The organism is Bacillus sp. DX4.1 (genome assembly GCF_030348195.1).
In the GTDB taxonomy this organism is placed as follows: domain Bacteria; phylum Bacillota; class Bacilli; order Bacillales; family Bacillaceae_G; genus Bacillus_A.
This window is the reverse complement of sequence record NZ_JAUCFT010000008.1, coordinates 1564051-1576172: the sequence shown is the minus strand read 5'-3', so window position 1 is coordinate 1576172 and position 12122 is coordinate 1564051. Positions and strand designations below refer to the sequence as shown.

Annotated in this window: 14 protein-coding genes and 1 pseudogene; 3 read left to right on the top strand and 12 right to left on the bottom strand. The window is 36.8% G+C overall.

Annotated elements, in window-relative coordinates:
- Positions 1-24: 24 nt before the first annotated feature.
- The 4 genes from gpsB to QUF99_RS11035 form a co-directional block, all read right to left on the bottom strand.
- Positions 25-360, bottom strand: coding sequence for a cell division regulator GpsB (gene gpsB / locus QUF99_RS11050; RefSeq protein WP_289370074.1), 336 nt, complete (start codon positions 358-360; stop codon positions 25-27).
- A 97-nt stretch (positions 361-457) separates the two neighbouring features.
- Positions 458-1012, bottom strand: coding sequence for an SLOG family protein (locus QUF99_RS11045; protein ID WP_289370073.1), 555 nt, complete (start codon positions 1010-1012; stop codon positions 458-460).
- 222 nt (positions 1013-1234) lie between these two features.
- Complete coding sequence (locus tag QUF99_RS11040; RefSeq protein ID WP_289370071.1) at positions 1235-1651, bottom strand: CotD family spore coat protein; 417 nt, start codon at positions 1649-1651, stop codon at positions 1235-1237.
- Positions 1652-1944: 293 nt separating this feature from the next.
- A complete protein-coding gene (locus QUF99_RS11035; RefSeq protein WP_289370070.1) occupies positions 1945-2508 on the bottom strand; it encodes a YppG family protein in 564 nt (187 codons plus the stop codon).
- Positions 2509-2684: 176 nt separating this feature from the next.
- Here QUF99_RS11035 and QUF99_RS11030 point away from each other — a divergent pair, with 176 nt between their 5' ends.
- Positions 2685-2879 (top strand): YppF family protein, encoded by a 195-nt coding sequence (locus QUF99_RS11030; RefSeq protein ID WP_289370068.1) that lies wholly within the window; start codon positions 2685-2687, stop codon positions 2877-2879.
- A 25-nt stretch (positions 2880-2904) separates the two neighbouring features.
- On the opposite strand, the gene QUF99_RS11025 is transcribed toward QUF99_RS11030, so the two are convergent.
- The 3 genes and pseudogenes from QUF99_RS11025 to QUF99_RS11015 all read right to left on the bottom strand — a co-directional run bounded on the left by QUF99_RS11025 (position 2905) and on the right by QUF99_RS11015 (position 5010).
- Positions 2905-3249, bottom strand: a complete 345-nt coding sequence (locus QUF99_RS11025) for a YppE family protein (protein WP_286124294.1) — start codon at positions 3247-3249, stop codon at positions 2905-2907.
- 15 nt (positions 3250-3264) lie between these two features.
- Positions 3265-3507, bottom strand: coding sequence for a hypothetical protein (locus QUF99_RS11020; RefSeq protein WP_286124293.1), 243 nt, complete (start codon positions 3505-3507; stop codon positions 3265-3267).
- A gap of 478 nt (positions 3508-3985) precedes the next feature.
- Positions 3986-5010: pseudogene (locus tag QUF99_RS11015) on the bottom strand (DUF2515 domain-containing protein).
- Positions 5011-5112: 102 nt separating this feature from the next.
- On the opposite strand from QUF99_RS11015, the gene recU reads away from it, so the two are divergent.
- Complete coding sequence (gene recU / locus QUF99_RS11010; RefSeq protein ID WP_289370063.1) at positions 5113-5715, top strand: Holliday junction resolvase RecU; 603 nt, start codon at positions 5113-5115, stop codon at positions 5713-5715.
- 65 nt (positions 5716-5780) lie between these two features.
- Entirely contained in the window at positions 5781-8411 is a 2631-nt protein-coding gene (locus QUF99_RS11005) for a penicillin-binding protein 1A (protein WP_289370062.1), read from the top strand.
- Between the two features lie 17 nt (positions 8412-8428).
- Here the strand turns inward: QUF99_RS11005 and QUF99_RS11000 are convergent, their stop codons facing one another.
- The 5 genes from QUF99_RS11000 to QUF99_RS10980 form a co-directional block, all read right to left on the bottom strand.
- Complete coding sequence (locus tag QUF99_RS11000) at positions 8429-8947, bottom strand: YpoC family protein (protein WP_289370061.1); 519 nt, start codon at positions 8945-8947, stop codon at positions 8429-8431.
- 4 nt (positions 8948-8951) lie between these two features.
- Entirely contained in the window at positions 8952-9599 is a 648-nt protein-coding gene (nth, locus tag QUF99_RS10995; protein ID WP_289370059.1) for an endonuclease III, read from the bottom strand.
- A 15-nt stretch (positions 9600-9614) separates the two neighbouring features.
- Positions 9615-10322 carry a DNA replication protein DnaD gene (gene dnaD / locus QUF99_RS10990; RefSeq protein WP_289370058.1) on the bottom strand — a complete coding sequence of 236 codons (708 nt, stop codon included), beginning with the start codon at positions 10320-10322 and terminating at the stop codon, positions 9615-9617.
- Positions 10323-10437: 115 nt separating this feature from the next.
- Entirely contained in the window at positions 10438-11625 is a 1188-nt protein-coding gene (locus QUF99_RS10985; RefSeq protein WP_286124286.1) for a pyridoxal phosphate-dependent aminotransferase, read from the bottom strand.
- Positions 11626-11644: 19 nt separating this feature from the next.
- Positions 11645-12121, bottom strand: a complete 477-nt coding sequence (locus tag QUF99_RS10980; protein ID WP_289370056.1) for a cell wall elongation regulator TseB-like domain-containing protein — start codon at positions 12119-12121, stop codon at positions 11645-11647.
- Position 12122: the final 1 nt, after the last annotated feature.

Here is a 12122-nt window from a genome sequence, read left to right as displayed (position 1 = left end):
TACAATCTTTCTTCTTTCCTTCTATTATTCGTATAGCTTACTTCCAAATACAGCTTTTTCTAGATTTGATAGACGTTTTAAAATATCTGTATTTGTATTGTTGTATACAGGCTGTGGAACTGGTGTTGGAGCTGATTGCTGTGGAACTTGCGTTACCGCTACTTTTTGTTCCTCTAATTCACGTTTCAATCGAACATTCTGTTGCTTTAATTGTTCTAGTTCTTTATGGAATGCCTCGTAGTCCTTAATTACCATATCAAGAAACTTATCTACTTCTTCTTGCTGATAACCTCGCATACCTGTTTTAAACTCTTTTTCCAAAATATCTTTCGCTGTTAACTTAATTTTATCCGAAATCATTTTCTTCACCTCAAATTTTTACCAAAACTTTCATTAACTAAATTTTTTCAGAAACAATGTCTTTTGTCAATAACATATACATAAGCCACTTTTTATACTACCCTTCATTATTCCACTGTTCCTCTTCTATTATATCTTGTAAATCCGAAAAAAGAATAAAATAACTATGATAATTTTCTAATTCTACTTTTTTCTTTGCTACTTCTACAATATATTTTGGACTTCCTGGTTTCTCTTCATCGTATACAGCTAATAGCGCATCGCTTTTTTCAATAAAAAATTGATTTTTTAATCGAAATTGCTCTGGACTTTCATATTTTCTTTTCGTAATGCTATCAATATGATCTGCTTGCGCTAGAATGGACTCATAATATTCACGATTTCCTTCCTTCCACGTTTCTTCTTGTTCTAAAAACGGGGTAAATACCGCAAGCTTTAGATCTGGATATTCTAATTGCATCTCAAAAACAACTTCAGCTGCCCATAACTCTACACCTAATTGGCCACTGATAATTACCCATTCTAATCCTTCCTCCATAAAGGCAAGTAATCTACGATGCACCGCTTTTTTTATACAGGTAATACCTGGATGATCTTTCGTAAAAATTCCAAGTTCAAATGGTTTATATCCTGTTACAGCTACAACTTTCATATCAACACTCCATTTTCCTCCTAAAAGTGCTTGTTCAAAAAGGAGGATAAAGAGAGCCGAGTAGTTCGAAGCGCGGAAGCCATGAGGATACGGAGTGTAGACCGAACTACATGAGTACCGGAGTGGCAACGTAACGAAGAAATATGGCAGCTATCTTTACCGGACTTTTTGAACATCTTCTAAAAGAAAAGAACTAGCTATTTGCTAGTTCTAACATAACACTTACTTTTTAAATATTCCACCGACATTTGGTCCTACGTTTGGTCCGAATGGAGATACATTAGGCCCTGGTCCATATGGGGATATTTGTGGACCGTGACCACATGGGACACAACCTCCGCCGAATCCTCCAACAGGTCCTCCGCCGAATCCTCCAACAGGTCCTCCGCCGAATCCTCCAACAGGTCCTAGAGGTCCAGGATCTACAACATTCACATTAGAAGTCGTTTGCGGGAAAAGATGTTGATTTTTAAGCTGTTGGTGATGAACATGTGTTGTATGAGTTGGGTGAACATGTGGTACCACCGTTGTTGAAAAAGTGTGTGTTACACACTGTTTTGTTGGATGAATTACAGGAGGTGTTATACTAATAGGTGAAACAGGCGCATGCCCTCCAAAACAAGGATGACAATGATACATAGTTTTTTCTCTCCTCTCTCATTTCAAAAATGTGACTACACTTTACAATATGAGAAAGAAGTAAAAGCTGTTTGTTATATATACCCATTTCCAGTAGGAATTTGTCTATAAAATTCAGTTATAATTTGTAAAAAACAGAAGCGGACATGCAATCATGATGAAAAATAACAATAAAATGGCCATCTTCCCATAGTCAAGAGTTCAAATAGTCAGTGTAAAATAAAGTGAAACTTTAATCAGCCCCCGCCTACCTTAATGTCTATGTCACACTCCTATCATACATACAGCCATCCTTACTTCACAAAAAAGCCTCCAACTTGTTTTACAATTCCCGTAACCTGATTCATGGCATTCATCATCTGTCCTGCTGTATTCATCATTTTATTCACATCATAGTTACCATCAGACGTCTTAAATTGGGATACAAAACTAGAAAATTGACTTGGCTGTTGCTGTTGCTTTTGTTTGTTCATCGTTGGGTATGGTTGAAAAGGCTGTTTCGGTGGGTAAAACATAGATTGTTGATTCATATAAGGCTGTTGCTGTTGATTCATATAAGGCTGTTGCTGTTGATTTATATAAGGCTGTTGCTGTTGATTTATATAAGGCTGTTGCTGTTGCTGTTGCTGTTGCTGTTGCTGTTGCTGTTGCTGCTGATTCATAAAGGATACTTCAAATGGTTGATAATAATTCATTTGTTCTCCATAATAAGGCATAAATGGATACATATTGTAACGAAAAGGTGGATTTTCATTGTACTGATATACATTGGGTTGTTGATATGAGCTCGGTTGCTGATAAGCACTGGATTGCTGGTATACATTTGATTGCTCATATACATTAGATTGCGGAAACATGCATTCTCCCCCCTCTAACTAGGTTTCTACATATAGAATATGTACCTATAAAATAAAATGTGTAACCTTTTAAATGTCTGTTTTTGTCGGAAGTTTAAATTTTTAAAAAAATAAGAAAGTAAACCTTTTCATGCTACGATAGTAGAGAAGAAGATTCTCATGGGGGAGGAATCAACATGTTGTTAGGGAATTTAAAACAAGCTTTTGCTCAAAAAAAGGGGTATGACACAGAAGATATGAATGAATTGCTTGATTTTACTAGACAACACTATTTAGAAGGAAAAATCTGCATCTCAGAATATCGAACGTTAACACGTGAATTAGAAACGATCGGTGCTACTAAACCCGCGCATACTATTGTAGAAGTATAAAAAAACAAGAGGGTCTCCCCTCTTGTTACTTACATTGTTCTACAATATTTTGAAGCGTATAAAGAATCGCTTGGTGCGTTTCATAAAACCGCTTCCCTTTTCCCTTATTTACAAAACATTGCAACGCATTATTTTGTAAATTCTCACAGACTTGATCAATTTGCTGCACATGGATATATTTTGGTTTTTCTTGCTTTATCCATTGATAGGCTAATCCTTTCCACTCTTCTAACTCCTGATCCACAACATTTACAAATGGCTTCATATCTTTATAAAAATCAAACTCTTTATTTTCTTTCTTTTTTATAATTGTTTCGTCATTATAATGTATTAACTTTTCCGAAGACTGTATTAACATTTTATATTCCACTATATTTCCACCCTCTTAAGCGCTCACTACGACGTTTTGAAACGTTTGGAGCCAACTTCCTTTTTCTTCATGATGCGATAATTTATCTTCCATATGTTGGATATGCATTTCAGTTACTTCCACTCTATTGTGTAAATCTTCGCGTTTATCCTTTAAAGAATGACTAACCCTAAGAGAAACATTCATTTCCAGCAAATCAAGAGCACTTAACATTTGATCCATTTTTTTCATTACACTTTCTTTCTGAACCATCGCCATTTACAAAACGCCTCCTTCTTTGCTTTTCCTTTGTCATGTAATTTCGACGGGCCTCTTTTCGCTCCTGCATACTTGACAAAACTAGTTGAGATTCGGCAAAGAAATCGTTTCGTATGAGATTTTTAGTAATGGTAACAATACGAATGGGAGGTGTTTATCATGGCTAAAACTAAAAATGAAAAGAAGACAAAACAAAACAAACAACAAAATAAACCCGAAACTGGAAATCCAAAGCTAGATGGGCCAAACTTTCCTGCTACATAAAGTGAAACTCACGTCCAACTGGCTCTGATGGGCAGTTTATCCCCACATAACTTCCTTGATTCCTCCAAACTTTGAGGTGGGGATATTACTACCCATGTATGATACATAAAGGTGAGTTCTTGTATGTACCTTCTTATTAAAACTCATACAGAGTATGACCTATTAAGTAATAAATCAGTCCCACTCCCTTATAAGGGAGCGGGACTTTTTCTTATTATATCATGAAGTCATTATTTCTTAAAAAAAGCTACTTAATGAAGAAAAAATATGTACTTGTTGTTGTTTTTGTAAAAACCAGGCTGTAATATCTGTTTCTTCTTCTGGCTCCTGAAATAAAAACCACGCCTCTACCTCCATGTTTTCATCAAACCAATCTTTTTCTACCTTATTATGATGGGAGATGATTGTAAAAACATCTCGAAGTTGCGCTGTATCTTTCTCTTTTGAAACAGCAAAATACTGCTCATAATCCATTCTTGACCCTGTATGAACCGTTAGTAAAGCAAAAGCATGAAACATCTTTTCATATGTTGGATGAAATAGTAGCCATGCTAATTTCTTTCCTAACTCTATACGTTTTTGCAATGTTTCAAATTGATATATGGAAAAACCATACAGCTCCCCAGCTGTGGTAGGAAAAATAACAGCACTAAAATGAAACAATTCTTGGAACTTAAACAGTAAGGTTTGAAATACGTGTTTTTGAAAAAACGGATGTTCAATGACAGGCTTTTGAATTTTATTTTGTTCATTAATAATAAGCGCTGTGATTAGTCGCTTTCGATCTCCGTTCTTCCAAAAATTTCTCCATTCTTTCTCCATAAAAATAGATACATAAAAAAACTGTAATAAATGAAACAATGGTCTTTTCATTTCTTTGCTGTACTCATAGAGTAATAATTGCGGATATGCATCTGAAAAAATGAGCCAATTTGCACTTTCATACGTAAGAAATAATTGCTTTCTGATTTCCTCAGATAAAATTCTCGGATAATATTTCCCTTCTAAATCCGTCATATTCCATCCAGCATTCCTCGATACCATACTCGCTAAAAATGACCACCCGATTTCTTTATTTCGCAAGTAGTATTCTTGATAAGCGTGTGTGCGTGAAATATTATCTACATTTGCTAGAACTGTCTGTTGCTTAATACGTCCTATCAAATATTTCTCTTCTTCCATACAAGAAATTCCGCTGCGCTCTCTTTTTATTTTCTCATACTCATCCTGTACAAACATCTCGAAATCATCACACCTCTCTTGAAAAAAATCGCATCTTGTTTGTTTTTTTTGATATAATCACCTTTGTAAGTAATTCTAGGCAGTTGGAGTGGACAAAATATGACCATTCGTTACCCAAACGGAAAAAGGTACAATCAAGCGTTGCAACCTCAAAAAGCACAATTAAAAAAGCATACTTATAGTAATAGAGGTATGTCTCTTGAAGAGGAATTAAATGAAACAAATCAATATTATTTAACACATAATATTGCATGTATACATAAAAAGCCCACCCCTCTTCAAATTGTAAAAGTAGATTACCCTGCTCGAAGTGCCGCAGTTGTAAAAGAGGCTTATTTTAAACAGCCATCTACAACGGACTACAACGGTGTATACAAAGGACGGTACATTGACTTTGAGGCGAAAGAAACCAAAAATAAAACAAGTTTTCCGTTGCAAAACTTCCATCTTCATCAAATTGAACATATGAAACAAGTAGTAGCTCATAATGGAATTGCATTTGTTATTATTAAATTTACGCTTTATGATGAATTTTATTTACTCGATGCAAAACATGTCATTTCATTTTGGAATCGCCAAGATTCCGGTGGACGCAAATCGATTACAAAACATGAAATCGAAGAGAACGGATCCTTGTTATCATGCGGTTATCACCCTCGAATCGATTATATTCGCGTACTAGACACGGTTTATTTTTCGTGATAGAGTCAACAATAAGGCTCTTTTTTCGACTTTTGGGGAGAAAATGAAAGGTAGGAGAAAGTATAATGTCAGAAAATTATCGTTCTCGTACAGAACGAAAACATGCACAAAATCAAAAGCAAGAAACACATAAAACGGAGAAGCCAAAGAAAAAGGGTTCCTTTTTTAAGAAATTTTTAATTGCTTGCTTATTAATTGGCATTGTTGGTCTTGTTGCTGGAGTTTCCGCTTTCTTTGTGATGGTGAAAGATGCTCCAAAGCTAGATAAAGCAAAACTTGTCAACCCACTATCAACAAAGTTTTATGATAAAGATGGGAAATTTATTTATGAATATGGGGCCGAACAGCGAACGAATGTCACTTACGATCAAATTCCAAAGGTAGTGGAAAGTGCATTTCTTGCAACGGAAGATGCTCGTTTCTATACCCATAACGGTATTGACTTTAAACGGACCGGAAAAGCAATTTTGGAGAACTTTACAAGTGATTCTAAGCAAGGTGGTAGTACGATTACACAGCAAGTAATCAAAAACTATTTCCTAACGTTTGAAAAAACATCAAAGCGTAAAGTGCAAGAATGGTATTTAGCTTATAAGTTAGAGCAACAATATTCAAAACATGAAATTTTAGAAATGTACTTAAACAAAATCAATCTTGGCAATCGTTCTTATGGGGTTGCAACAGCTGCAAAAAACTATTATGGAAAAGATTTAAAAGATTTAAAATTACATGAAGCTGCTATGCTTGCTGGCCTACCACAAGGTCCAAACAAATATGACCCAACAAAACCCGAAAACGTCGACGCCGCAACAAAACGTCGTAACATTGTACTAACGTTAATGAATCGACACAACTTCATTACGAAGCAAGAAATGGAAGAAGCGATGAACATTCCTGTAACAGAAGGACTTCTACCATCTAAAGAAGCAACAGAAATGCCATATCAAGGATTCCTTGATGCTGTTGTACAAGAAATTGAAAATGAGATAAAAGATGTCAATATTGGATCTGATGGTCTTTCTATTTATACAACGTTAGATACGAAAGCCCAAGACCATGCAGATAAAATCATGAATACCGATGAACTCGTGGACTATCCAAATGATCAATTCCAAGGTGCATTTGTCTTTATGGATACAACTTCTGGAGAAGTTCGTGCAATTGGTAGTGGTCGTGGAGAAAAAAAAGCAACATTTAAAGGTCATAACATGGCTGTGGATTTAGAACGTGCTGTTGGTTCCACAATGAAGCCAATCTTTGACTACGGTCCAGCTATTGAGTACTTGAGATGGTCTACTTATCATCAATTAGATGATTCAGAATATAAATATTCAACTGGCCAAACGATTAGAAATGCGAATGGCAGATATGAAGGGCCAATGTCAATGCGTTACGCGCTACAATGGTCCAAAAACGTACCTGCTATCAAAACAGCACAAGAAGTTGGTTTATCAAAAGCACAAGGTTTTGCACAAGAACTTGGCCTTACATTTGGTAAAGATGGTGCGGTAGAATCAAGTGCAATTGGTACAAATGAATCCTCTCCGTTAGCAGTTGCTGGTGCATATGCTTCTTTCGGTAATGGCGGTGTTTACAATAAACCTCACTTCGTAACAAAAGTGGTTTATCCTGACGGAAAAGAATATAACTTTAAACCAAAAGCAAAACGCGTTATGAAAGATTACACAGCATATATGGTAACCGATATGCTTCGCACGGTCGTTCAATCTGGTACTGGTAAAACAGCAAATATTAGTTCTCTCGATATCGCTGGTAAAACAGGTACAACAAACTATGATGCACCAACATTAAAGAAATATAATCTTCCAGCTTCAGCGAACCGTGACAGTTGGTTTGCTGGCTATACGCCACAATATACGATGGCTGTTTGGACAGGATACGAAAAAGATAGTCCTGAAAATTATGTTGGGTCAAACTCAACTCAAATTGCTCCACGTATGTTTAAAGCAATGATGAGCGAGTTGGCAACAGATAACGCTCGTTTTGAAATGCCCAATACGGTATATCGCGACAATGATGAACTATATATTAAAGGTGTAAAACAAGATGCTGTGAAGAAAACAGAAGTAGCTCCACCTACTGGCTTAAAGCCTGCTTACGATCAAGCATCTAATACCGTTACATTACAATGGTCTGGACCTTCAGATGTTTCTTATTCTGCAAGCTATAAAGGAAGCGATGGCTCTAGCGGTAGTTTATCCGTGAGTGGTACAAGTGCCTCACTTGGCGGTATTAAACCCGGCGTAACTTACAGCTTCTCTGTAGTAGCGAAAAAAGGGAATGGAACAAGTGATGCAGCAGGTGCATCCATCACCATTCCGGGCGAGAGTACAGACGATAAGAAAAAAGCTGAAGAAGAAAAAAACAAACAAAATGAAGAAGCTAAGAAAAAAGCTGAAGAACAAAAGCGCAAACAAGAAGAAGAAGAAGCTAAGAAAAAAGCTGAAGAAGAAAAGAACAAACAAGAACAGCAAAAACCGGAGCAACCGGAGCAACCAGATAAACCGGATAAACCGGATAAACCGGATAAACCGGATAAACCGGATAAACCGGATAAACCGGATAAACCGGATAAACCGGAGCAACCAGATAAACCGACTACAGGACAGCCTGGTGATGGATCTAACCCACCACCAGGTGAGGTACAGCCTCCAAATCCGGTACCACAACAATAAAAAGAAGTCACCCTCTCCTAGCGAGACGGTGACTTCTTTTTTATTAGTAATGCTTTTACATAGAGCTTTTCAATTTCTCCATACAACTGCGTAATTTGAATAAAGGAATGATAATGATCTGGTTGCGCTGTAATAAATGAATAGCGTTCCCTAAAATTAACAGGCTTTATCTTTAACTTTTCAATTTCTTTCTCAATCTCTTTCAGTCCTGGTACTAGCTGTCCATTCAACCAGTGCAAAATTGATAATAAATGTGCAGCAAACTGAATCATCGGTTCTTTTGCTTCTTTCCGCTTTCGATTTCGAAAAAGTATAGAAATATCCTCTTTCTTCGCTTTCCACACATCTAACACCGCTGGAATACTCGTTTCTATTTCACTCCACGGCTTATATTGCTTCTCTATATCAAATAAAAAATAAGTACTTTCTAACAACTCTACAAAAGATTGATCTGTATCATATTCTATCTTCTTTACATCACTTTCAAAAAAAGGAATACATTGAAATTCATCTGGTATTTGTAATACTTGTTTCATTCCTTCATTTCCCCTTCATCCGCTTCTTGCCTTCACGACATACTTCTAATAACCGACACTCTTCACATTGCGGACGCTGCGCCTTGCAATGATAACGCCCAAAGAAAATCATACGGTGATGCGTAACACCCCACTCTTCCATTGGTACTTTCTTCATTAATGTTTTCTCTACTTCTAGTACAGAATCTTTCCAACGACAAATTGCAAGACGCTTGCTCACCCGTTCCACATGTGTATCAACAGCGATAGCTGGGATGCCAAATGCTACGGAAACAACTACATTTGCTGTTTTTCTGCCGACACCTGGTAGATTTATTAATTCATCTCTATCTTGCGGCACCTCTCCATCATAATCATCAAGTAGCATCCGACATAGCTTTTGAATATTTTTTGCTTTATTTCGGTACAATCCGATTGAACGGATATCCTGCTGTAATTCTTCTAACGAAGCACTTAAATAATCTTCAGGCGTCTTATATTTTTGAAATAAACTCTTCGTTACCTTATTTACAAGTACATCTGTACATTGTGCAGATAAAGCTACGGCAATGACAAGTTCAAATGGATTTTCATGATTTAATTCACAATGTGCTTCCGGATACATCTCTGCCATTGTATCTAAGCAATGACGAATTTGTGTCTTATTTAACATGCCTGTCCTCCTATATTACTGCTCTAACCAATTATAAAAAGGGACTTTCCCTGTATATTTTGTCTCTTGTTTCGATACTTGCTGCGAGCGCTGTTGATTTGCTCTAAATTTCCGTCCTTGGTCTTGCGCTTGATCAACAGTCTTAATTCCATTCTTTTTCCATTCAAACAAGATTCGATCAATATACCGAAAGTTAAGTTTCCCACTCATCACCGCTTCACGAAGAGCTGCTTGAATTAGATTGGGATGATGTTGATCTTGATCTTGCCACATTGCTAACGTCTCACACTCAAACGGAGATAGCGGTCTACCAAATTCATGTTCAAAAATTGTATATAAATTTACTTGTAGTTCCTTTTGTTCTTTTTGTTCTTCCTCAATGCTTTCATTCATTAAAAAATATAATATTTTTTCCCAAAGTGGCTGTAAAGAATAACTCTCACATATACCAGCTTCGGATTTCTGACCGCCTTCTAGTGCTAAAAATCCTTTTTGAATTAATACTTGAATGACTTCCATACTCTTCATTTCTGTAATTGTCATACGCTCCGCAATTTCCGCTGGAGTTGGAAAAGAATTCCCAGCCTCTAAAAAAGTATGCACATGGAGCACTACCATAAACTCTATCTCATTTAAACCAAGTTTTTTATAATGCATCATAAGCAACTTTGGAATAGCAATACTTCCCTGCTCAAACCATTGTAGCATCATTTTCTTCTTCATATTTCAACACCTCGATCTCTAGTATAACACACCTGTTAGCATTTCCTTTTGCCACAATTCGTCAAAAAACCTCCCTATAGATAGGGAGGTCATTTTCATTTGTTCACAGTTACTTTTAAGCTTGCACTTTATCGTTCATAAACGCATTAATTCGCTCTAATGCTTTCTCTAATTGCTCAAGAGATGTTGCATAAGATAAGCGAACATTATTTGGCGCACCAAATCCTGTTCCTGGAACAAGCGCCACTTTTTCTTCTTCTAGTAACGCTTTTGCCCATTCATCAACTGTATCGTAACCAGCTAATGTAACAGCTTCTTTTACGTTCGGGAACAGATAAAATGCCCCTTGTGGTTTAATGCAAGTGAAACCTGGGATTTGAATCAGTTTATCATAGATGATATTTAATCGCTCTTCAAACGCTTGACGCATCATTTCGACAGGTTCTTGTGAACCGGCATATGCAGCAATTGCTCCGTATTGTGCAATTGAAGTTGGGTTTGACGTACTATGGCTTGCTAAGTTCGTCATCGCTTTAATGAGCTGTTTATTACCTGCTGCATAGCCAATGCGCCATCCTGTCATAGAATGCGATTTAGATACACCGTTAATAATAATTGTCTGTTCTTTTAATGCATTAGAAAGCTGAGCAATGGATGTATACTCGGTTTCGCCATAAACCAATTTCTCATAGATTTCATCAGAAACGATTAAAATGTCGTGTTCTAAACATACTTCTCCAAGCTGTTGTAATTCTTCTTTGCTGTAGATCATTCCTGTTGGATTGCTCGGCGAATTAATAATAACAGCTTTCGTTTTCTCCGTAATTGCCCCGCGTAGCTGCTCTGGTGTAATTTTGTATTGATTGTCTTCTAAGCCTTCTACATATACAGGCTCACCACCAGCAAGCTTCACTTGTTCAGGATAACTTACCCAATAAGGAGTTGGAATGATAACTTCGTCTCCTTCGTCAAGTAACACTTGAAACAATGTATATAAAGCATGTTTTGCTCCATTACATACAATAATTTCACTAGAGTCGTACGCTAACCCTTGATCACGAGTAAACTTTTTCGCAATTTCCTGTTTTAGCGTCACTAATCCGCCCGTTGGCGTATATTTTGTATGTCCTTCTAACATCGCTTGATGTGCGGCATTCATAATATGCTCCGGCGTATTAAAGTCCGGTTCTCCGGCTCCTAGTCCGATTACGTCATGGCCTTCTGCTTTTAATGCTTGGGCCTTTGCTGTAATCTCTAAAGTTGAAGACGGTGTTAAAGCAGCTACTCGCTTTGCTAATTTCATTTGTGGTTTCCCCCTGCATCTATTTTTCAATGCTGTAATAACCAGCATATTTCCCATCTTGAAATTCTAGATAATAATACGTATAACGACCTTCTTGATCAATATATGTAATTTCCCACAATGGAACATCGTTTTCAGCACCTAATTTAACCTTTACAAATTCTTTTGGCTTACGTTCACTAGCCACAATTTGCATTGCTTTCTTTTCGGAAATTCCTTCGCTTTTTTTCCGCACTAGGACATTTCCTTTTTTCTCAGGTACCCAAACGATTGTTTGTTCTCCTTTTTCATCCATACCTTGTACGACTGCATATGAAGATTTTCCGTTATAGTAGTCGACTTTTTCTACTTTCGTGAGCTTGGCTTTTTCCTTTGCCATCTCAATAGTTTTCGACTCTTTTGGAATTTTTTTCTCCATCGTCGTATTATAAATATGCACCCCATATAACCCAATAGCAACGATAACGATAATGATGGCAAAGATCCACTTTTTCATT

What these genes read in the sequence shown, in the direction of transcription:
- gpsB (WP_289370074.1), bottom strand. Translation starts at nt 360, where the DNA reads ATGATTTCGGATAAAATTAAGTTAACAGCGAAAGATATTTTGGAAAAA.
- QUF99_RS11045 (WP_289370073.1), bottom strand. Translation starts at nt 1,012, where the DNA reads ATGAAAGTTGTAGCTGTAACAGGATATAAACCATTTGAACTTGGAATT.
- QUF99_RS11040 (WP_289370071.1), bottom strand. Translation starts at nt 1,651, where the DNA reads ATGTATCATTGTCATCCTTGTTTTGGAGGGCATGCGCCTGTTTCACCT.
- QUF99_RS11035 (WP_289370070.1), bottom strand. Translation starts at nt 2,508, where the DNA reads ATGTTTCCGCAATCTAATGTATATGAGCAATCAAATGTATACCAGCAA.
- QUF99_RS11030 (WP_289370068.1), top strand. Translation starts at nt 2,685, where the DNA reads ATGTTGTTAGGGAATTTAAAACAAGCTTTTGCTCAAAAAAAGGGGTAT.
- QUF99_RS11020 (WP_286124293.1), bottom strand. Translation starts at nt 3,507, where the DNA reads ATGGCGATGGTTCAGAAAGAAAGTGTAATGAAAAAAATGGATCAAATG.
- recU (WP_289370063.1), top strand. Translation starts at nt 5,113, where the DNA reads ATGACCATTCGTTACCCAAACGGAAAAAGGTACAATCAAGCGTTGCAA.
- QUF99_RS11005 (WP_289370062.1), top strand. Translation starts at nt 5,781, where the DNA reads ATGTCAGAAAATTATCGTTCTCGTACAGAACGAAAACATGCACAAAAT.
- QUF99_RS11000 (WP_289370061.1), bottom strand. Translation starts at nt 8,947, where the DNA reads ATGAAACAAGTATTACAAATACCAGATGAATTTCAATGTATTCCTTTT.
- nth (WP_289370059.1), bottom strand. Translation starts at nt 9,599, where the DNA reads ATGTTAAATAAGACACAAATTCGTCATTGCTTAGATACAATGGCAGAG.
- dnaD (WP_289370058.1), bottom strand. Translation starts at nt 10,322, where the DNA reads ATGAAGAAGAAAATGATGCTACAATGGTTTGAGCAGGGAAGTATTGCT.
- QUF99_RS10985 (WP_286124286.1), bottom strand. Translation starts at nt 11,625, where the DNA reads ATGAAATTAGCAAAGCGAGTAGCTGCTTTAACACCGTCTTCAACTTTA.
- QUF99_RS10980 (WP_289370056.1), bottom strand. Translation starts at nt 12,121, where the DNA reads ATGAAAAAGTGGATCTTTGCCATCATTATCGTTATCGTTGCTATTGGG.